Source organism: Streptomyces sp. NPDC050211 (assembly GCF_040656035.1).
Taxonomy (GTDB): domain Bacteria; phylum Actinomycetota; class Actinomycetes; order Streptomycetales; family Streptomycetaceae; genus Streptomyces.
Genome location: NZ_JBFALC010000062.1, coordinates 19,485 through 39,574 on the forward strand (window position 1 = coordinate 19,485; position 20,090 = coordinate 39,574).

General features: G+C 68.9%; 15 protein-coding genes and 1 pseudogene. 5 read left to right on the forward strand and 11 right to left on the reverse strand.

What is annotated here, in order from left to right:
- Window positions 1-19: 19 nt before the first annotated feature.
- From AB0I98_RS39560 to AB0I98_RS39580, 5 genes are read right to left on the reverse strand one after another with little or no spacing between them, the layout of a single operon-like run.
- On the reverse strand, window positions 20-2,041 hold the full coding sequence (locus AB0I98_RS39560; RefSeq protein WP_362950364.1) for a beta-galactosidase: 2,022 nt from the start codon (window positions 2,039-2,041) through the stop codon (window positions 20-22).
- On the reverse strand, window positions 2,038-2,727 hold the full coding sequence (locus tag AB0I98_RS39565; RefSeq protein WP_362950366.1) for a hypothetical protein: 690 nt from the start codon (window positions 2,725-2,727) through the stop codon (window positions 2,038-2,040). The genes AB0I98_RS39560 and AB0I98_RS39565 overlap by 4 nt, the downstream gene beginning before the upstream one ends.
- Window positions 2,724-4,379, reverse strand: coding sequence for an extracellular solute-binding protein (locus AB0I98_RS39570; RefSeq protein ID WP_362950411.1), 1,656 nt, complete (start codon window positions 4,377-4,379; stop codon window positions 2,724-2,726). Before AB0I98_RS39570 ends, AB0I98_RS39565 begins: the two co-directional genes overlap by 4 nt.
- A 22-nt stretch (window positions 4,380-4,401) precedes the next feature.
- The gene (locus AB0I98_RS39575) at window positions 4,402-5,274 is read right to left on the reverse strand and encodes a carbohydrate ABC transporter permease (RefSeq protein ID WP_362950367.1); all 873 of its coding nucleotides are present in this window, start codon (window positions 5,272-5,274) and stop codon (window positions 4,402-4,404) included.
- A complete protein-coding gene (locus tag AB0I98_RS39580) occupies window positions 5,268-6,260 on the reverse strand; it encodes an ABC transporter permease subunit (RefSeq protein ID WP_362950368.1) in 993 nt (330 codons plus the stop codon). The genes AB0I98_RS39575 and AB0I98_RS39580 overlap by 7 nt, the downstream gene beginning before the upstream one ends.
- Before the next feature lie 225 nt (window positions 6,261-6,485).
- Between AB0I98_RS39580 and AB0I98_RS39585 the strand changes: the two are divergent.
- The 3 genes and pseudogenes from AB0I98_RS39585 (at window position 6,486) to AB0I98_RS39595 (ending at window position 9,815) form a co-directional block, all read left to right on the forward strand.
- Window positions 6,486-7,507 (forward strand): annotated as a pseudogene (locus tag AB0I98_RS39585) (acetylxylan esterase).
- Between the two features lie 173 nt (window positions 7,508-7,680).
- Window positions 7,681-8,772 (forward strand): lytic polysaccharide monooxygenase, encoded by a 1,092-nt coding sequence (locus AB0I98_RS39590; RefSeq protein WP_362950370.1) that lies wholly within the window; start codon window positions 7,681-7,683, stop codon window positions 8,770-8,772.
- A gap of 125 nt (window positions 8,773-8,897) precedes the next feature.
- Complete coding sequence (locus AB0I98_RS39595) at window positions 8,898-9,815, forward strand: NAD(P)-dependent oxidoreductase (protein ID WP_362950372.1); 918 nt, start codon at window positions 8,898-8,900, stop codon at window positions 9,813-9,815.
- Between the two features lie 88 nt (window positions 9,816-9,903).
- On the opposite strand, the gene acnA is transcribed toward AB0I98_RS39595, so the two are convergent.
- Window positions 9,904-12,621, reverse strand: coding sequence for an aconitate hydratase AcnA (gene acnA, locus AB0I98_RS39600; protein ID WP_362950373.1), 2,718 nt, complete (start codon window positions 12,619-12,621; stop codon window positions 9,904-9,906).
- Between the two features lie 260 nt (window positions 12,622-12,881).
- On the opposite strand from acnA, the gene AB0I98_RS39605 reads away from it, so the two are divergent.
- Window positions 12,882-13,079 carry a DUF4236 domain-containing protein gene (locus tag AB0I98_RS39605; protein ID WP_362950375.1) on the forward strand — a complete coding sequence of 66 codons (198 nt, stop codon included), beginning with the start codon at window positions 12,882-12,884 and terminating at the stop codon, window positions 13,077-13,079.
- Window positions 13,080-13,143: 64 nt separating this feature from the next.
- Window positions 13,144-14,673, forward strand: a complete 1,530-nt coding sequence (locus AB0I98_RS39610; protein ID WP_210580948.1) for a UDP-N-acetylglucosamine 1-carboxyvinyltransferase — start codon at window positions 13,144-13,146, stop codon at window positions 14,671-14,673.
- Between the two features lie 74 nt (window positions 14,674-14,747).
- On the opposite strand, the gene AB0I98_RS39615 is transcribed toward AB0I98_RS39610, so the two are convergent.
- From AB0I98_RS39615 to AB0I98_RS39635, 5 genes are read right to left on the reverse strand one after another with little or no spacing between them, the layout of a single operon-like run.
- Window positions 14,748-16,031, reverse strand: a complete 1,284-nt coding sequence (locus AB0I98_RS39615) for an FAD-binding oxidoreductase (RefSeq protein WP_362950376.1) — start codon at window positions 16,029-16,031, stop codon at window positions 14,748-14,750.
- A gap of 29 nt (window positions 16,032-16,060) precedes the next feature.
- A complete protein-coding gene (locus tag AB0I98_RS39620; protein ID WP_362950378.1) occupies window positions 16,061-16,726 on the reverse strand; it encodes a haloacid dehalogenase type II in 666 nt (221 codons plus the stop codon).
- Between the two features lie 44 nt (window positions 16,727-16,770).
- Window positions 16,771-17,688, reverse strand: a complete 918-nt coding sequence (locus tag AB0I98_RS39625; RefSeq protein ID WP_362950379.1) for an aldo/keto reductase — start codon at window positions 17,686-17,688, stop codon at window positions 16,771-16,773.
- Window positions 17,685-19,139 carry an aldehyde dehydrogenase family protein gene (locus AB0I98_RS39630; protein WP_362950381.1) on the reverse strand — a complete coding sequence of 485 codons (1,455 nt, stop codon included), beginning with the start codon at window positions 19,137-19,139 and terminating at the stop codon, window positions 17,685-17,687. The genes AB0I98_RS39625 and AB0I98_RS39630 overlap by 4 nt, the downstream gene beginning before the upstream one ends.
- Window positions 19,136-20,089: a M14 family metallopeptidase gene (locus AB0I98_RS39635; protein ID WP_362950383.1), complete on the reverse strand. Its 954-nt coding sequence runs from the start codon at window positions 20,087-20,089 to the stop codon at window positions 19,136-19,138. The genes AB0I98_RS39630 and AB0I98_RS39635 overlap by 4 nt, the downstream gene beginning before the upstream one ends.
- Window position 20,090 lies beyond the last annotated feature (1 nt).

The following is a 20,090-nucleotide window of genomic DNA, read 5'->3' on the forward strand; positions in this document are numbered from 1 at the left end:
GTTCTACTTAAGACCGGATCTACTGAAGCCGCAGGACCGCTGTGCCGAGCGGGTCGAGGGAGAAGGGTTCGCCCTTCTCGAACCGCTGTCCGGTGAGCAGGTCGGTGGCGGTGGTGTGGGCGGTGAGGTGGGCCGGGTCCGGTGTGTGGTTGAGGAGGAAGAGCAACCGCGTGCCGTCGGGGGTGGTGCGGGTGGCGGTCTCCAGGCCGGGGTGGCCGGCGTACGGGCCGAGCAGACCGTGGCGGGTGAGGATGCGCCGTACGACCCAGTCGACGCCGGGCTGGTCGAGGGCGGTGGCGACGTACCAGGCCTCGCCCTCGCCGTGCCGGTGGCGGGTGACGGCGGGGGTGCCGGCGTAGAAGTCGGCTCCGTAGACGGCGACCGGTTCGGCTCCGCGCGGGAGCACCAGCTCGAACACCAGACGGGCCTCGGTGTGCGACTCCCCCAGTTCTATGGGCTGTACGACGTCCTGCGGGCGTGTGTCCCATTCGTCGACGCGGATGCCCATGAGGGGGGCGAGCGGGCCGGGGACGTCGGTGAGGAAGGCGCGGTCGTGTTCGTCGACGCGGCCGGAGAGGAAGGTGGCGAGGACGGTGCCGCCGCGTTGCGTCACCGCTTCGAGGCGGGCTGCGAGGTCGCCCTTGACCATGTGCAGGACGGGGGCGAGGACGACGGCGTACGGAGTGAGGTCGGCGGTGACCGGGACGACGTCGACGTCCGCGCCGGCCTCGCGGGCGGCCCGGTAGTAGGCGTGGACCACCTCCTGGTACCGGACCAGGCGCGAGGGGCCGTCGGAGATCTCCAGGGCCCACCAGCTGTCCCAGTCGAAGAGGAGGGCGGTGCGGGCGGGGGTCCGGGCGCCGAGGGTCGTATCGCCCAGCAGGCCCAACTCCCGTCCCAGTTCGGCCACTTCGCGGAAGACGCGAGTGTCGTCGCGGCCCGCGTGGCCGATGACCGCGCCGTGGTACTTCTCGCAGGCTCCGCGTGCGGCGCGCATCTGGAAGTACAGGGCGGCGTCGGCGCCGTGGGCGATGGCCTGGAAGGTGGCGAGGCGCAGTTTGCCGGGGCGGCGGAGCGGGTTGACGTCGCGGCAGGCGGTGGTGGACGGGGTCTGCTCCATGAGCCAGAAGGGGGCGCCGTCCTTGAGGCCGCGCATCAGGTCGTGGGCGAGGGCGGGCCAGGTGGGCGTGGCGTCGAGGGGCGGGTAGCTGTCCCAGGACGCGAAGTCGAGGTGGGGCGCCCAGCGGTGGTAGTCGAGCGGGCGGAACATGCCCATGAAGTTGGTGGTGACGGGTGTGTCCGGGTCCTGGGCGCGGATCGCGTCCTTCTCGGCGAGGAAGCAGCCGAGCAGGGCGTCGGTGATGAAGCGGTGGTAGTCGAGGGTGATGCCCTGGAAGGCGGTGTGGTCGGGGCCGCGCCAGTGTTCGGTGAGGGCGTTCGGGGGTTCGATCTCGTCGAAATCGGTGTAGCGGTGCGACCAGAAGGTGGTGCACCAGGCGTCGTTGAGGGCGTCGAGCGTGCCGTGGCGGTCGCGGAGCCAGTCCCGGAATGCGGCTGCGCACAGGTCGCAGTAACAGGCGCCGCCGTACTCGTTGTTGATGTGCCAGGCGAGGAGCGCGGGGTGTGCCGCGTACCGTTCGGCGAGGCGGGAGGCCAGGGCGGTGGCGGCCTTCCGGTACGCCGGTGCGCTGGGGCAGAAGTTGTGGCGCTGGCCGTAGCGGTGGCGGCGGCCCTCGAAGTCGGTGCGGTTGACCTCGGGGTACCGCTTCGCGAGCCAGGGTGGGAGGGCGGCGGTGCCGGTGGCGAGGCAGACCTGCCGGCCTTCGTCGGCGGCGCGGTCGAGGATGCGGTCGAGAACGGTCAAGTCGTAGGTGTCTTCAGCGGGTTGGGTCAGGGACCAGGAGAAGACGCCGACGGTGAGCGTGTCGATGCCGGCCCGGTCGAACAGGCGGTGGTCCTCGTCCCACACCTCCTGCGGCCACTGTTCCGGGTTGTAGTCGCCGCCGTAGGGGATCTTCGGGGTGCGGGGCGCGGCGGTCATACGGTGAAGTCCTCCTCGGTCTCGGCGATCACCGGGCGGCTGCTGTGCAGCAGGGACAGCAGCAGCGGGGCGGCCAGCAGGGCGGGCAGGGCCTCGGTCAGCAGGGCGGTCGACGCGGCCGTCAGCACCAGCAGGGAGGCGGCGGCGAGGGTGGCGCGGGCGTGCCGGAAGAGGAAGTACGCCGCGAGGCGGGCGGTGTCGCGGGTGCGGAAGGCGAACAGCGAGGTGAGGACCAGCGCGTGCGCTCCCCACAGCAGCGAGCCGGCGCCGATCGCCCCGAGCAGCACCGCCCACCAGCCGGGCAGGCCGGTGGCGGAGAAGTGGGTCAGGGTGAAGGCGATGACGGCCAGCCAGGCGAGCAGGGGCGCCCAGAGCTTCAGCGCCGGGAGGGCGTTGAGCCGCCAGCCGCGTGCATAGGTGCGGGCCGGGTGCAGGTCGGTGAGGTCGCCGGAGCGGCGGTGCAGGGCGTACAGGGCGGCGGACAGGGCGGGGCCCAGGGGGAGCAGGCATACGGCGGCGAGGGGCAGGTTGCCCGGGTCGGGGCCGAGGAGCAGCAGACCGGCGAGGCCGGGTGCGGCGGCGAGGAGCAGCAGGGCCTCCACGGTGACCAGGGTGTGGATCAGTGCGGCGGCGCGGGAGAGGACGCCGGTGCCGAAGCCGTCCGCGCGTACTCCGGCGCCGCTCACCCGTTCTCCTTCTTGAAGCGTTCGTACGCCTTGTTGTGCAGGTCGACGAACTGCTGCATGTTCTTCGCCTTCAACTCGGCGACGTAGCCGTCCCATTCGGACAGCGAGCGCTTGCCGAGGACGAACTGGAGGGTGTTCTGGGTGACGTGGTCCCTGAGCGGCGTCTCCCACAGGGAGGCCTGTTCCTGCTCGAAGGACTGCAGCGGGTGGGCGGGGCCGATGGGCGTCTGCCGGCGCTGGGACATGGCGTCCTGGAACTTCTTCTCGTCGGGGCTGAACATGGAGGAGACGAGTTCCCAGCTGCCGCCGTAGGCGAAGACGCCGTTGTAGAAGCCGTAGTCCTTCTGCATGTCCTTCGGGGCGTCCGGGTCGGAGCCCATGAGGCTGATGCCGTCGTTGAGCTTGTACTGGCCGCCGGAGCGGGTGTACGTGACGCCCTCGACGCCCCACCGCGCGAACCGCTGGCCCTCGTCCGAGTACCACAGCCAGTCCACGAACTGCATCATCGCGACGAAGCTGTCGCTCTTGAGCGCCTTGCTGGAGATCATGACGCCGTTCTCCAGCCGGACGCCGCCCAGCACGATCGGGCCGGCGGGGCCGAGCGGCACCGGAATCATCTCGATCTGAGCGCCCTTGACCTGCTTTTGCAGGTTGTACCGGTATTCCTGCACCAGTACCTGCGGGTTGGCGCTGATCGCGAAGCACTTCTCGCCCAGCAGTTTCTGCGCGGCTTCGTCGTCGGTCTGGGTGAAGCTCTCCGGATCCACCAGCTTCTCGGTGACCAGCTTGCGCACGTACTCGATCATCTGCCGGAAGGGGTCCGTCGCTCCGGTGAAGACGTACTTCTGCGCGTTCGCGTCCCAGCTGATGTTGTCGTACGTCCAGCCGGCCCGGACGCCGTACGCCTGGCCGAGGTAGCTGAACAGGGCGGCGGCCGGGTAGGGCGTGTTCTTGCTCCAGCGGTCGGAGAACGGGTAGCGGTCCGGGTACTCCTCCTTGATCGCTTTGAAGACCTCGTACACCTCGTCCCAGGTGCCGGGCACGCTCAGCCCGAGGCGGTCGAGGACGTCCGTGCGCAGCGCCATCGAGTAGCCGGACCTGGCCTTCTCGTGCAGTCCTGGCAGCACATACAGCTTGCCGTCGGCCTGCCGGTAGGAGTCGATCTCCGGCTCCAGCTTCCACCGCTTGACCTTGTCCCGGAAGTTCGGCATCAGGTGCAGATAGTCGCTGACCGGCAGGATCGCGCCCGACGACACGAACGCGACCTCCGAGGGGTGGTACGTCTTGGGGATCAGGAAGGGGGCGTCGCCCGAGCCGATGAGGACGCTGCGCTTCTTCTCGTAGTCGACCAGGGGGACGGCGACAGGATCGAAGGTGACGCCGGTGCGCTTGGTGAGTTCCTTCCAGAACAGCCAGCTGTCCTTCATCGGGTAGACCGGGTTGTTGTTGTGCAGGATCGAGAACGACAGCGGCTTGGCCGCCTTGAACTGCTGGCCGACGCGGTACTCCTTCATCGCGCCGTTCTGCTTTTTCGACAGGTCCTTGGAGTCCCCTCCGTCGTCGCCGCTGCCGCAGCCGGTGAGGGTGGCGAGGCCGATGAATCCCGCGGCGGCGAGTATCTGACGCCGCGACAGCTGTCCTGCGTTGTTCACGGATGGCATGGGCACTCCTTTGTCAGCCCTTGACCGCGCCGAGCATCACGCCCGAGACGAAGTAGCGCTGGACGAACGGATAGACACAGAGGATGGGCAGCGAGGTCAGCACGATCGTGACCGCCTGGATGTTCGCCCCCACCTGGCTGAGCTGTGCGTCGGCGGCACCGGCGTTGCCGCCCGTGGTGGCGCCCGCGATGAGGTTGCGCAGATAGACGGTGACCGGCATGAGCTCGGACTTGTCCAGGTAGAGAAAGGCGCTGAACCAGGAGTTCCAGAAGGACACCGAGTAGAACAGCACCATCGTCGCGACGACCGCCTTCGACAGCGGCAGCACGATCCGCAGCAGAATGCCGTATGTACTCAGGCCGTCGATCTGCGCGGCCTCCTCCAGGTCGGTGGGCAGGCTCTCGAAGAAGGCCTTCATCACCAGCAGGTTGAAGACGCTGATCGCGTTGGGGAGCGCGATGGCCCAGATACTGTTCTTCAGGCCGAGGCTGGTGATCAGGACGTAGTTGGGAATCAGCCCGCCGGTGAAGAACATGGTGAACACGGCGACACCGACCAGCAGTCCACGTCCCTTGAGGTGCTTCTTCGACAGGACGTAGGCGTAACAGGTGGTCAGGATCATGGCGATGGCGGTGGCGACCACCGTGTACAGCACGGTGTTGCCGTAGTTCCGCCAGAACATCGCGTCCTGGAACACGATCTTGTACGTGGTGAGGTTGAACCCCTCGGGCCACAGCGTCACTTCACCGGCACGGATCCGCTGCTCGGAACTGAACGAGCGGGCGATGATGTTGACGAACGGGTACAGGGTGACGACCACGACGACGGTAAGGATGAACCCGTTGACTCCCTGGAATACGCGGTAGGAACGACTCGGCTTCACCACAGGCTCGTCCCCACTGTGCGGCGCGAGAGCTGGTTGGCGGAGATGATCAGAAACAGGCCGATGATCGCCTCGAACAGGCCGATCGCGGCGGCGTAGCTGAAGCTGTTGGACTCCACACCGGTCCGGTAGACGTACGTGGAGATCACGTCCGCCGTCGGATAGGTCAGCGGGTTGTACAGCAGCAGGACCTTCTCGAAGCCGACCGCCATGAACGTGCCGATGTTGAGGATCAGCAGCGTGATCATGGTGGGCCGGATGCCGGGCAGGGTGACGTGCCAGATCTGCTGCCAGCGGTTGGCGCCGTCGATCGTCGCGGCCTCGTACAGGTTGTCGTCGATCGTGGTGAGCGCGGCGAGGTAGAGGATCGTGCCCCAGCCGGCGGTCTGCCAGATCTCCGAGCCGACATAGATCGTGCGGAACCACTCGGGTTCCTGGATGAAGCGGATCGGGTCCTGGCCGAACCAGCCGAGGATGTGGTTGACCGGGCCGTCCGTGGCGAGCATCTGCATGGTGATGCCCGCGACGATGACGATCGACAGGAAGTGCGGCAGATACGAGACCGACTGCACGAACCGTTTCAGCGCCCGTCTGCGCACCTCGTTGAGCAGCAGCGCGAGGATGATCGGGATCGGAAAGCAGAACACCAGCGTGAGTCCGCCGAGCCACAGGGTGTTGCGGAACACCTGCCAGAACGTGGGGTCGGTGAGGAACATCTCCACATAGCGCAGGCCCACCCACTCCTCGCCCAGGATCGACCCGCCCGGCTCGAAGCGCCGGAAGGCGATCACATTGCCGATCATCGGCAGATAGCGGAAGACCAGGAAGAACAGCAGCGGCAGCACGACCAGTGAGTACAGCTGCCAGTCCCGGCGCAACGCCCGCCGCCAACTGCGGTGCGCAGGGCGGGAAGCGGAGGAAGGCGCGGACTTCGGTCGGGGCGGGTCCTGGGTGCCGGGCGGTGGCGTCGATCGGGTGGAGGTGCTCATGCTCGGTCCTCCCGGACGGATTCACGGAACCGAAACTTTCGAGCTCTTACCGGGAACTCGCGGCAACTTAAAGCCCCTAGAAAGCGCTGTCAATGGGGGCTGCAGCGGTCAGTTGAGACGAGAGGCGGCGTTGAAACCCGCCGCCGTCTGGGTAAGGCACAGAGACTTGACCGTTCAGCTCGTCGCAAGTTTCTGTATGCGGACCGACTCCTGCGAGGTGCCGACGTGCCAGCGTTCGACCTGCCCCTGACGGAACTGGAGCACCGCCGCCCGGACCTCGACGAGCCCGCCGACTTCGACACGTTCTGGCGGGACTCGCTGAAGGGGGCCGAGCGGGCCGAACCCCTGCTGTCCGTAGACCCGGTGGAGACCGGACTGCGGCTGACCCGGACCTGGGACGTGACCTTCCGGGGCTTCGCGGGCGAACCGGTGCGCGCCTGGTTCAGCAGACCCGCCGGGATGCCCGAACCGCTGCCCGCGGTCGTCGAGTTCGCGGGGTACGGGCGCGGACGCGGCCTCCCGCACGAGCGGCTGACCTGGGTGAACGCCGGTTACGCACATCTGCTCATGGACAACAGGGGCCAGGGCGACCAGTACGGCAACGGCGGCGACACCCCCGACCCGCACGCCACCGCACCGGGCGGCCCCGGCCCCGCCGTGCGCGGCCTGCTCGACCCGCACGACTACCACTACCGGCGTCTCATCACCGACGCCGTACGCGCCGTCGCCGCCGTCCGCGCCCTGCCCGGCGATGGGGGTCCCCCCGCTCGAGCGAAGTCGAGAGTGGGGGAGGCTCACGGATCACGGCCGTCGGCAACAGCCAGGGCGGCGGCCTCGCCCTCGCCGTCGCCGGGCTCGTCCCGGACCTGACGGCGGCCCTGATCACCGCACCGCTCCTGTGCGGCATCCGGCGCGCACTGGACCTCACGGACGCCGGCCCGTACGGCGAGATCGTCGCGTATCTCACCGTCCACCGCGGCGCCGAACAGGCCGCGTACCGCACGCTCTCCTACATGGAGGGCATCTCCTTCGCCCGCCGCGCTCACGCCCCGACACACTTCGGAGTTGGCCTGCGCGACACGGTGTGCCCGCCGAGCGGTGCGTACGCCGCCTGGAACGGTTATGCGGAGCTGAGCGGCGCGGATCCTCGCAAGGAGATCCACGCCTACCCGTTCAACGGCCACGAGGGCGGCGACGCGTTTCACGTGCGGGGACAACTGGCGTGGCTCCGGGACCTGTTGGGGTAACCGCTTGCGCCAAGCGTTTACAAGCGGGCAACACAGCGCTAACTTGCCCCACAGCGGCGGATGGGAGCGCTCCCACATTCGGTGGACCGGAACCCGCCCAGGAGTGCTCCCATCCCCCGCATCCATGTGCGCACGTTCCTCACGACCGCCGAGCGAAGGGACGTAGAACTGTCATGCTCTTGACAACATCACCAACTCCCCGCCCCAGACCCCGATTACCGCTCCCGACCCGCCGCGGTGCCCTTCTCCTCGTCCTGCTGTCCCTGCTCACGACGATCCCGGCCCTCGGTCTGATCGTCACGGCCGGCGGCGAGGCGGAGGCCCACGGCACCCCGATGAAGCCCGGCAGCCGCACCTTCCTGTGCTGGCAGGACGGGCTGACCGACACCGGTGAGATCAAGCCCGTGAACCCGGCCTGCAAGACGGCCCAACAGGTGAGCGGCACCACGCCGTTCTACAACTGGTTCTCCGTGCTGCGCTCCGACGGCGCCGGCCGCACCCGCGGCTTTGTGCCGGACGGCGAGCTGTGCAGCGGCGGAAACACCAACTTCACCGGTTTCAACACCCCCAGTGCCGACTGGCCGTTGACCCATCTGACCTCGGGCGCGACCGTCGACTTCTCGTACAACGCCTGGGCCGCGCACCCGGGTTGGTTCTACGTCTACATCACCAAGGACGGCTTCGATCCGACCACGACGCTCACCTGGGACGACATGGAGGAGCGGCCGTTCCTGAGCGTCGACCACCCGCCGCTGAACGGTTCGCCGGGCACGGTCGAGGCCAACTACTCCTGGTCCGGGCAGCTCCCCGAGGGCAAGGCGGGGCGGCACATCATCTACATGGTGTGGCAGCGCTCGGACAGTGCGGAGACCTTCTACTCCTGCTCCGACGTCGTCTTCGACGGCGGAAACGGCGAGGTGACCGGTATCAAGCAGCCCGGCGACCCGACCGATCCGGTGCCGGGCACCTGCACGGCCACCCGGAAGACGACCGGCAGCTGGAGCGGTGGCTACCAGTCCGAGGTGACCGTCACCAACTCCGGCGACGTCCCGATGCTCGGCTGGATGGTCGACTGGACGCTGCCGGGCGGCCAGAAGGTCGACAGTCTGTGGAGCGGCACCCCGACGTACAACGGGCAGAACGTGATGGTCCACAACGCCGGCTGGAACGGATCACTGGATCCGGGCGAGAGCACGACGTTCGGCTACGTCGTCACCGGTTCCGGCGGTGATACGGCGACGGCCTTGCCCTGCCGGGTCGGCTGAACGCAGAAACGCGGAAACGGGCCTCCCGCGTTGTCCACGTGGGAGGCCCTCCCGCCGATGTCACAAAACGCTCCGGCCGGCTCGTCCCCCGTAGAGACAGGCTGTGGAGCGGGAAGGTGATGATCATGCGGGTGTTCGTGGCGGGCGGGAGCGGGGCCCTGGGGCGGCGGCTGGTGCCGCAGCTGGTGGCACGGGGCCACCAGGTGACGGCCACGACGACGAGCGCGGCCAAGCTGGGCATGCTGGCGGAGCTGGGCGCTCAGGGCGTCGTGATGGACGGGCTGGACGGGGTGTCGGTCCGGGAGGCGGTGGCTCAGGCCCAGCCGGACGCGATCGTGCACCAGATGACCGGGCTCGGCACGGGCAAGCCCGACATGCGGCACCCGGACCGGTTCTTCGCCCCGACCAACCGGCTGCGCATCGAGGGAACGGACCATCTGCTGGCCGCCGCCGAGGCGACCGGCGTGCCCGATGTGCTTGTGCAGAGCTTCGCGCAGAGTTACGGGCCCCGTGCGGGGCTGCTGACCGAGGAGGACCCGATCGACCCGGGCACAGTGCCGACCGTGCGCAGGCTCTCGGCGGGTGTCCTGCACATCCAGGACGTGGTGCCCAAGGCCGGCGGCACGGTCCTGCGCTACGGCGGGTTCTACGGGCCGGGCGCGAGCGACGACGTGGTCGAGATGGTGCGCAAGCGGAAGTTCCCGCTCGTGGGGGACGGCAGCGGCTGGACCTCCTGGGTGCACCTCGACGACGCGGCCAGTGCCACCGTCCTGGCCATCGAGCAGCGGGCGAAGGGCGTGTTCAACATCGTCGACGACGAGCCCGCCCAGGTACGGGACTGGCTGCCGTACCTGGCCGCGTGTGCGGGGGCGAAGCGGCCGATGCGGGTGCCCAGGTGGCTCGCCAAGCTGCTGGCCGGGGAGTTCGCGGTGGCTCTGATGACCGAGAGCCACGGTTTCTCCAACGCCCGGGCCAGGCGGGAACTCGGCTGGGAGTTGCGCTACCCGTCGTGGCGGCTGGGCTTCAAGGAGGAGCTGGCCTGAGCCGGTGCGCGAAGGGCCGCACCCCCGTAACCAGGGATGCGGCCCGACTACCGTACGAGATCCGTTACTTGACCGGTTTCCCGATCGGTTACTTGCGGATCAGGCTGCGCAGCACGTACTGCATGATGCCGCCGTTGCGGTAGTAGTCGGCCTCACCGGGGGTGTCGATGCGGACGACCGCGTCGAACTCGACACCGGTGTCGGTGGTGACCTTGACCGTGCGCGGGGTGGTGCCGTTGTTGAGCTCCTCGACGCCGGTGAAGTGGAAGGTCTCCTCGCCGGACAGACCGAGGGCCTCGGCGGACGCGCCCTCCGGGAACTGCAGCGGGAGTACGCCCATGCCGATGAGGTTGGAGCGGTGGATGCGCTCGTACGACTCGGCGATGACGGCCTTGACGCCGAGGAGCGCGGTGCCCTTGGCGGCCCAGTCGCGGGACGAGCCGGAGCCGTACTCCTTGCCGGCCAGGACGACCAGCGGGATGCCCTGCTCGATGTAGTTGCGCGAGGCGTCGTAGATGAACGACACCGGGGCGCCCTCGACCGTGAAGTCGCGGGTGTAGCCGCCTTCCGTCCCCGGCGCGATCTGGTTGCGCAGGCGGATGTTGGCGAACGTGCCGCGGATCATGACCTCGTGGTTGCCGCGGCGGGAGCCGTAGCTGTTGAAGTCACGACGCTCGACGCCGTGCTCCGTGAGGTACTTGCCGGCCGGGGTGTCGGCCTTGATGGCGCCGGCGGGCGAGATGTGGTCGGTGGTGACCGAGTCGCCGAGCTTGGCCAGGACGCGGGCGCCCGCGATGTCGGAGACCGGGGTGGTCTCCATCGTCATGCCCTCGAAGTACGGGGGCTTGCGGACGTACGTCGACTGCGGGTCCCACTCGAAGGTGTTGCCGGTCGGGATCGGCAGCGCCTGCCACTGGGCGTCGCCCGCGAAGACGTCCTGGTAGGACTTGTTGAACATGTCCTCGCCGATGGCGTTCGCCACGACGTCGTTGACCTCGGCCTCGGAGGGCCAGATGTCCTTCAGGAAGACCGAGTTCCCGTCCTGGTCGATGCCCAGGGCGTCACGCGTGATGTCCACCTTCATGGAGCCCGCGAGGGCGTACGCGACGACCAGCGGCGGGGAGGCCAGGTAGTTCATCTTGACGTCGGGGTTGATCCGGCCCTCGAAGTTCCGGTTGCCGGAGAGGACCGAGGTGACCGCGAGGTCGTGGTCGTTGACGGCCTTGGAGACCTCCTCCGGCAGCGGGCCGGAGTTGCCGATGCAGGTGGTGCAGCCGTAGCCGACGAGGTTGAAGCCGACCTTGTCGAGATACGGGGTCAGGCCCGCCTTGTCGAAGTAGTCGGTGACGACCTTCGAACCCGGGGCGAGGGTGGTCTTGACCCACGGCTTGCGGGTCAGGCCCTTCTCGACCGCCTTCTTGGCCACCAGCGCGGCGGCGACCATGACATACGGGTTGGAGGTGTTGGTGCAGGAGGTGATGGCCGCGACGGTGACCGCGCCGTGGTCGATCTCGTACGTCGAGCCGTCGGGGGCGGTGACGGTGACCGGGTTGGACGGGGCGCCGTTCGGGGCGACGGCCGGGGCATCGGAGGCCGGGAAGGACTCCTTGCCCGACTCGTCCACGACGTCGACGTAGTTGCGGACGTCCAGCTTGAACTGCTCGGCGGCGTTGGCCAGGACGATGCGGTCCTGCGGGCGCTTCGGGCCGGCGATCGACGGGACGACCGTGGAAAGGTCGAGCTCGAGCTTCTCGGAGAAGTCCGGCTCGGCCTTCGGGTCCAGCCAGAGGCCCTGCTCCTTGGCATACGCCTCGACCAGCGCCAGCTGCTGCTCGGAGCGGCCGGTGAGCTTCAGGTACTTGATGGTCTCGTCGTCGATCGGGAAGATCGCGGCGGTGGAGCCGAACTCCGGCGACATGTTGCCGATGGTGGCGCGGTTCGCGAGGGAGGTGGCGGCGACGCCCTCTCCGTAGAACTCGACGAACTTGCCGACCACACCGTGCTTGCGGAGCATCTCGGTGATGGTGAGCACGAGGTCGGTGGCGGTGGTGCCGGGGGGGAGCTCACCGGTCAGCTTGAAGCCGACGACGCGCGGGATGAGCATCGAGACCGGCTGGCCGAGCATGGCGGCCTCGGCCTCGATACCGCCGACGCCCCAGCCCAGCACACCGAGGCCGTTGACCATGGTGGTGTGGGAGTCGGTGCCGACGAGGGTGTCGGGGTAGGCCTGGCCGTTACGCACCATGACGGTCCGAGCGAGGTGCTCGATGTTGACCTGGTGGACGATGCCGGTGCCGGGCGGGACGACCTTGAAGTCGTCGAAGGCGGTCTGACCCCAGCGCAGGAACTGGTAGCGCTCGCGGTTGCGGCCGTACTCCAGCTCGACGTTCTGCGCGAAGGCCTCGTTGGTACCGAACTTGTCGGCGATGACGGAGTGGTCGATGACCAGCTCGGCCGGGGAGAGCGGGTTGACCTTCGCCGGGTCGCCGCCGAGCGCCTTGACGGCCTCACGCATGGTGGCGAGGTCCACGACACAGGGCACGCCGGTGAAGTCCTGCATGATCACGCGGGCCGGCGTGAACTGGATCTCCTGGCTGGGCTGGGCCTGCGAGTCCCAGCCGCCGAGGGCACGGATGTGGTCGGCGGTGATGTTCGCGCCGTCCTCGGTGCGGAGCAGGTTCTCCAGCAACACCTTCAGGCTGTACGGAAGGCGGGCCGAGCCTTCCACCTTGTCCAGCCGGAAGATCTCGTACGACTCGTCGCCCACCTGCAGCGTGCTGCGGGCGTCGAAGCTGTTCGCCGACACGACAGTCTCCTTCTTTGATGTGCGCGTTCCCACCGCATCCTGCCGCCACGACGTCTTGGCCGATCCGCTAAGGTAAGGCTAAGTTAGGTAACCCTTAGTTCCAGACCGATGAGGGCGTGCGGCTGCGGTACGCCTCGGCAGATATCTCGATGTCGAGATAACTCTAGTACATGAGGGCGGAATGGTCATGCCCGGCCCGCCGCGATCTGCCATGCCCACCCGCGTTCCGGGTATCCGATACGGGGCGAAAGGAGACACGGATGCCCCTCACGTTCCGCAAGAGTTTCCGGATCCTGCCGGGGGTGCGGCTGAACATCAACCGGCGCTCCTGGTCCCTCACCACCGGCGGCAGGCACGGTCCGCGACACACCCGCAGCAGCACAGGACGTCGTACGACATCAGTTGATTTGCCCGGATCTTTCGGGTGGCGTCGTACCCGTACCACCAGGCGGCGTTGACGGGCCGTCACCCGAACGGCCCCCTCAACGGGCGCCATCTCATATCTGAGATAACCTCAACCTCATGGCAGACGACTACCTCGTACGCATCGGCAAGCTCATCCGTGACGCCCGGCAACACCGGGGCTGGACGCAGTCACAACTCGCCGAGGCGCTCGGCACCAGTCAGAGTGCGGTGAACCGCATCGAACGCGGCAACCAGAACATCAGCCTTGAGATGATTGCCCGCATCGGTGAGGCACTGGACAGCGAAATCGTCTCGCTGGGTTACGCGGGTCCGATGCATCTGCGGGTGGTCGGCGGACGTCGGCTGTCCGGCTCCATCGACGTGAAGACCAGCAAGAACGCGTGTGTGGCACTGCTGTGCGCCTCGCTGCTCAACAGCGGGCGCACGGTGCTGCGTCGGGTGGCGCGCATCGAGGAGGTGTACCGCCTGCTGGAGGTGCTGGGCTCGATCGGAGTGCGCACCCGCTGGATCAACGACGGGGTCGACCTGGAGATCGTGCCGCCGGCCGAGCTGGAGTTGGAGGCGATCGACGCCGAGGCGGCCCGCCGTACCCGCTCGATCATCATGTTCCTCGGTCCGCTGCTGCACCGTATGGACCGCTTCAAGCTGCCGTACGCGGGCGGTTGCGACCTGGGCACCCGGACCATCGAGCCGCACATGATCGCCCTGCGGCGCTTCGGGCTCGACATCGCCGCCACCGAGGGGCTGTACCACGCCCAGGTGGACCGGTCCGTCTCCCCGGTGCGGCCGATCGTGCTGACCGAACGCGGGGACACGGTCACCGAGAACGCGCTGCTGGCCGCCGCGCGGCATGACGGCGTCACCGTCATCCGCAACGCGTCCTCCAACTACATGGTCCAGGACCTCTGTTTCTTCCTGGAGGCGCTCGGCGTCAAGGTCGAGGGCATCGGCACCACCACGCTCACCGTGCACGGCATGCCGACCATCGACGTCGACGTGGACTACTCCCCCTCCGAGGACCCGGTCGAGGCGATGAGCCTGTTGGCCGCGGCCGTGGTGACGGAGTCGGAACTGACGGTGCGCCGGGTGCCGATCGAGTTCCTGGAGATCGAGCTCGCGGTGCTGGAGGAGATGGGCCTCGACCACGACCGGTCGGCGGAGTACGTCGCCGACAACGGCCGTACCCGGCTGGTCGACCTCACCGTCCGGCCCTCCAAGCTGGAGGCGCCGATCGACAAGATCCACCCGATGCCGTTCCCGGGCCTCAACATCGACAACGTCCCGTTCTTCGCGGCCATCGCCGCCGTCGCCCAGGGCAAGACGCTCATCCACGACTGGGTCTACGACAACCGAGCCATCTACCTGACAGACCTCAACCGCCTAGGCGGCAGGCTCCAGTTGCTCGACCCGCACCGCGTCCTGGTCGAGGGCCCCACCCGCTGGCGCGCCGCCGAAATGATGTGCCCACCGGCCCTGCGCCCGGCCGTGGTCGTGTTGTTGGCGATGATGGCGGCGGAAGGCACGTCCGTGCTGCGGAACGTGTATGTCATCAACCGGGGGTACGAGGATCTGGCGGAGCGGCTCAACTCCGTGGGGGCGCAGATCGAGATCTTCCGGGACATCTGAGGGACGGATGCCGCGGGGCCTTCCACGACTGCCTCGTGGAAGGTCCCCGCCGTGTCATCGCTGTCGGCGTCGGATCAGAGCAGCTTGTCCTTCGCCTTGTAGTAGGCGCCGCCGAAGGGGAGGAACCAGGGGGTGCCGTTGTAGAAGGGGACGGGGACCTTGGGGAAGCCGAGGCCGCGTAGGGGGTTGGCCTCCGGCTTGCCGTCCATCATCTCGGCCACGGCCCGGCCCATGTACGTGGCCATCTGGACGCCGTGGCCGCAGTAACCCATGGAGTAGTACAGGCCGTTGACGTCGCCCGCGTGCGGGATGCGGTCCCAGGAGAAGCCGACCGTGCCGCCCCAGATGTAGTCGATGCGCACCCCCGCCAGCTGCGGGAAGATCTCCGTCATCTCCCGCTTGAGGATGTCGCCGCTCTTGACGTCGGAGGCGGGGTTGGAGGGGGCGAAGCGGGCCCGGCCGCCGAAGGCGAGGCGGTTGTCGGGGGTGAGGCGGACGTAGTGGCCGACGTTCTTGTGGGCGACCAGCAGACGGCCGTTGGGGATGAGTTCCTTGGCGCGTGCCTCCCCCAGCGGCTCGGTGACGATGATGAAGCTGCCGACGTTGATCAGCCGCTTGCGGAACCACGGCATCGACTTGTCGGTGTAGGCGTCCGTCGCAGCCATGACCTGCTTGGCGCGGATGGTGCCGTGCATGGTCTCCACCACGAAGCCGCCGCCGGGGAGGCGGGTGAGGCCGGTGGCGGCGTTGCGCTCGTGGATCTCGGCGCCGGCCCGCTCGGCGGCGTCCGCCAGGCCGCCGACGAACTTGCCCACGTGCAGGCCCGCGCTGAGCGGGTCGAGCAGGGCGCCGTGGTAGTAGTCCGTGCCGAGCTCGGCACGCAGTTCGCTCTTGCTCAGGACGATCGTCTCGTGGCCGAAGTTGTCGGCCAGGTCGCGCTGCTTGGCCCGCAGGCCCTCGAAGTGCCCGGGCTTGCAGACCGCGCCCAGGCGCCCGGAGCGGTTGAAGTCGCAGTCGATCTGCTCCTTGACCGTGAGCTCCTCGACGACGTCGACCGCCTCGCGGAACGCGTTGTAGAGCTCAAGGGCCCGCTCCTGGCCGTAGCGCTTGCGGGCCTCGGCGGGGGCGATGGTGATGCCCTGGGTGCACATGCTGCCGTTGCGGCCGGAGGCGCCCGAGCCGACCTTGTCCTTCTCGACGAGGACGACCCTGGCCCCCTTGCGGGCGGCGTGGTAGGCGGTGGACAGCCCGGTGAGACCGCCGCCGATCACCACCACGTCCGCCTCGTCGGGCAGGTCCTTGCCGGAACGGTCGGGCAGGGCGGGGGCTGTGTCCAGCCAGTAGGGGATCTGCTTCATGGCGTGCGTCCTCACATCCGTACGAAGGTTCAGCAGCCGAGGAGCTTCGGCAGACCGGACAGGTCGGGCAGCTCGTCGTACGGCTGGTAGTCGGCGCTGCCGAGGCGGCCGTAGCGGTTGATCCACACCCGGCGCTTCAGGCCGAGGTCGCGGGTCGGGATGTGGTCGTACTCCCAGCCCTGGGCGGTGTGGATGACCTGGGACGGCTCGACACCCATGGTCTTGAAGGCGTACTCGAAGGTCTGGCGGTCCGGCTTGTAGGCGCCGGCCTGCTGGGCGGTGATGACGTAGTCGAACTCGACGCCGATGTTCTGCACGTTGCGCGCGATCAGGTTGTCGTCCGTGTTGGAGATGATCGCGATCTCGTACTTGGTCTTCAGGGCGCGCAGCGCGTCCGGGACCTCCGGCCAGGGGCCGAAGGTGGGGACGGCCTCGACGAGGGCGTCGCCGTCGGAGTCGCGGTACTCCAGGCCGTGCAGGCGCATGGCGTTGCGCAGGCTGGAGTGCAGGATCTCGTGGTAGGGGCGGTAGGCCTCCAGGACGGCCTGGAAGCGCATGACGCGGAAGTCGTCGAGGAACTCGTCGACATCCAGGTTGTCCAGGTCCAGCCGGTCCTCGAGGACCTTCAGGGTCGTGGGGGCGAGTTCGAAGTTGATCAGGGTCGCATAGGCGTCGAAGGTGACGATCTCTCGCATGGTGTTCGCCTCAGTCTCGCGGGTTTCTAGAGGGGTTCGAGGGTTCAGACGACGCGTTCGCCGGGGGTGACGATCGCGTCGAGGGCGGCCAGGTCGGCCGGGCTCGGTATCCAGTCGGCCGCCGCCGCGTTGGCGGTGACCTGCTCGGGGGTCATGGCGCCGCAGATGACGGAGCCGACGGCGGGGAGGGCGGCCAGTGCGCCGACGGCGACCTGGAGGAGGGTCAGGCCGCGTTCGGCGCCGTACGCGGTGAGCGCCTCGGCCTTGTCGAGGGCCGCGTCGGTGAGCCAGCCCTGCCGCCAGGACAGGCGGCTGCCGGGCGGGGGCTCCTCGCCGCGCCGGTACTTGCCGCTGAGCAGGCCGTTGGCCAGCGGGTAGTACGGCAGGAGGCCGACGCCGTGGCGCAGGCAGGCCGGGATCAGGTCCCGCTCCACGCCTCGGTCGAGCAGGTGGTAGCGGGCCTGGGCCGACACGAAGGCGTCCGTGAGGTCCTCGGCCGGGAGGTTGGAGCAGCCGAAGTGGGCGATCTTGCCCTCGTCGACCAGTTCGCGCAGGGCGGCCACCGTCTCCTCCAGCGGGGTGACGCCGTCCGGCTCGTGGTACTGGTACAGGTCGATCCGGTCGGTGCCCAGGCGGCGCAGGGACGCCTCGACGGCGTACCGGATGTAGGGGCGGGAGCCGCGCGGGCCGTGCAGGTCCGCCTCCGCTCCCATCTCCATGCCGAACTTGGTGGCCAGCACGACCTCGTCGCGGTGGGCCTTCAAGGCCGCACCCAGGAGCCGTTCGCCGTCACCGCGCCCGCCGTACATGTCAGCGGTGTCGAACAGCGTGATCCCGGCATCAAGTGCCGCGTGGACGACGGCCGTTGTGGCCTCCTCGTCGAGGCGGGAGCCGAAGTTGTTGCCGCCGACGCCCACCACGGAGACGGCCGGGCCGCGTTCACCGAGCGGGCGGTATCTCATGACCGGCTCCCGAAGCCGATGCAGACGTTCTTGGTCTGCGTGTAGCTGTCGAGTGCCGCGAGGCCCTTCTCGCGGCCCCAGCCGCTGTGCTTGTAGCCGCCGAAGGGGAGTTCCACGCCGGTGCCTACGCCGGTGGCGTTGACGTAGACCTGGCCGGCCCGGATGCCCTCGGCCAGGCGCATCGCCTTGTCGATGTCGCGGGTCCAGACGTACGAAGCCAGGCCGTACGGGCTGTCGTTGGCGATGCCCAGGGCCTCGTCGGCGTCGTCGAACTCGATGACGGTGATGACAGGGCCGAAGATCTCCTCGCGGGCGCAGCGGGCGTCGTTGGTCAGGCCGGTGAGGACGGTGGGCTCGACGTAGTAACCGTCGGCCAGGGCCGGGTCGGACGGCGCACCGCCGCCTGCCCGGGCCACGGCGCCCTCCTCGCGGGCCAGGTCCAGGTAGCCGAGCACCCGGTCGCGCTGGCGGGCGGCGACCAGCGGGCCGATGTCCGGGTCGGTGAGCCCCGGGCCGACGCGCAGGTCGGCGGCGTACGCGGCCAGCTTGTCGAGGAACTCCTCGGCGCCGCGCTGGAGCAGCAGCCGGGTGCCGGCCGAGCAGGTCTGGCCGGCGTTGCCGAAGGCCGAGGCGGCGACGGCGGTCAGTGCCAGGTCGAAGTCGGCGTCGGCGAAGACGACGACCGGGGACTTGCCGCCCAACTCGGTGACGGAGGGCACCACATTGGCCGCGGCGGCCTGGGCGACCTTGATGCCGGTCGGCACCGAGCCGGTGAAGGTGACCTGGTCGATGTCCGGGTGCCCGGCGAGGGCCGCGCCGGTCTCGCCGTCGCCGGGGACGACGTTGAGGACGCCCGGCGGAAGGCCGCACTCCAGGGCGATCCTGCCGATCTCCAGTGGGGTGAGCGGGGCTTCGGGCGACGGCTTCAGAACCACCGTGCAGCCTGCCGCCAGTGCCGGGGCGGAGCCCCTCGCGGTGTTCTGGAGCGGGTAGTTGAACGGGATGATCTGGCCGGAGACGCCGATCGGCTCGCGGACCGTGTAGTCGATCAGGCCGGGGCCGAGAGGGATCGTCGTGCCGCCGAGCTTGTCGGCGACGCCCGCGTAGAACTCGAAGTAGCGGGCCGCCGCCTCGACATCGGCCTTGGCCTGGCGGAGCGGCTTGCCGACGTCCTGGCTCTCCAGGCGGGCCAGTCGTTCGCCCTGGTAGCGGATGGCCTCGGCGATCCGGTAGAGGATCCTGCCCCGGTCGGCGGCCCGCATCCGACGCCACTCGGGCGCCTCGAACGCCGCGCGCGCCGCCGCCACCGCCCGGTCCACGTCCGCCTTACCGGCCAGCGCGACCCGCGTGATGGCCGTCCCGTCCGACGGGTCGAGGACGGTGAAGGTGCGACCGTCGGCGGCAGGCACCTGCTTGCCGTCGATGAGAAGCAGCTGGGTGTCGCCGCTCATGGCTGGATCTCCCCTTGGACCTCACCGAAGATGACGACCTCGTCGCCGGGGCGGACGGTGCGGATGCGGCGCACCCAGAGCACGATGCCCTCCTGCGGGGCGAGGACCTCCTCCAGCGTGTTGCCGTAGTGGTCGGTGATGGTGGCGATCAGGTCGCCTTCCTTGCAGGTCTCCCCCGGCTCGGCGCGGGCGACGAAGAAGCCGCCGGCGGCGGAGCGGGCGAAGGTGCCGGAGACGGTGGTGTAGGTGTCGCGCAGCTCCACCTCGCCGTCGATCAGGCCGAGTTGGCGCAGGACGTTGCGGATCGAGTTCATGTGCGTCTCGACGTTGGCCTCGCGGTACGTGCCGCCGCCGACCTCGATGGTGATGGCGGGCTTGCCGGCCGCGAGCGCGGGGTGGCGGACCGTACCACCCCACTTGCCGCCCTTCCAGACCAGCTCGTGCCCGGCGGCGAGGGCGAGTTCCGTCGCCAGATCCTCGTAGCCGCCCTGGAGGATGACGAGCGGGGCGATCTCGCCGTAGGCGCCGCCGGTGTGCAGGTCGACCAGGGCGTCGATGGCGGGGACGACCTGCTCGACGAAGGTGGCGGCCAGGCGCTGGGAGTACGAGCCCTCCGCGTCGCCCGGGAAGATGCGGTTGAGGTTGAGGTGGTCGATGCCGCTCGCGCGGGCCGCCGCCTCGAAGGCCGGGGTGTTCAGGCAGGGGATGCCGACGACGGTGCCGCGCAGGGTGGCCGGGTCGAGCTCGGCGAGGACCCGGCGGACGGCTTCCTGGCCGTCGTACTCGTCGCCGTGCACGCCCGCGTCCACGCACAGGACCGGGCCGTCCTCGACTCCGTTGACGACGATCAGCGGGATGCCGAGCTCCACGCCGTAGCTGCTGGTGCCGACCGGGATGAGGCCCTGGGCGCGCTCGCCGGGGGCGACGGTCAGTGGACCGATGGAGTACATG

Bases quoted from the DNA above. Each gene is read 5' to 3' on its own strand.
- AB0I98_RS39630 (WP_362950381.1), bottom strand. From the start codon at position 19,139: ATGAGCGGCGACACCCAGCTGCTTCTCATCGACGGCAAGCAGGTGCCT.
- AB0I98_RS39560 (WP_362950364.1), bottom strand. From the start codon at position 2,041: ATGACCGCCGCGCCCCGCACCCCGAAGATCCCCTACGGCGGCGACTAC.
- AB0I98_RS39595 (WP_362950372.1), top strand. From the start codon at position 8,898: ATGCGGGTGTTCGTGGCGGGCGGGAGCGGGGCCCTGGGGCGGCGGCTG.
- AB0I98_RS39620 (WP_362950378.1), bottom strand. From the start codon at position 16,726: ATGCGAGAGATCGTCACCTTCGACGCCTATGCGACCCTGATCAACTTC.
- AB0I98_RS39590 (WP_362950370.1), top strand. From the start codon at position 7,681: ATGCTCTTGACAACATCACCAACTCCCCGCCCCAGACCCCGATTACCG.
- AB0I98_RS39580 (WP_362950368.1), bottom strand. From the start codon at position 6,260: ATGAGCACCTCCACCCGATCGACGCCACCGCCCGGCACCCAGGACCCG.
- AB0I98_RS39625 (WP_362950379.1), bottom strand. From the start codon at position 17,688: ATGAGATACCGCCCGCTCGGTGAACGCGGCCCGGCCGTCTCCGTGGTG.
- AB0I98_RS39615 (WP_362950376.1), bottom strand. From the start codon at position 16,031: ATGAAGCAGATCCCCTACTGGCTGGACACAGCCCCCGCCCTGCCCGAC.
- AB0I98_RS39610 (WP_210580948.1), top strand. From the start codon at position 13,144: ATGGCAGACGACTACCTCGTACGCATCGGCAAGCTCATCCGTGACGCC.
- AB0I98_RS39605 (WP_362950375.1), top strand. From the start codon at position 12,882: ATGCCCCTCACGTTCCGCAAGAGTTTCCGGATCCTGCCGGGGGTGCGG.
- AB0I98_RS39635 (WP_362950383.1), bottom strand. From the start codon at position 20,089: ATGTACTCCATCGGTCCACTGACCGTCGCCCCCGGCGAGCGCGCCCAG.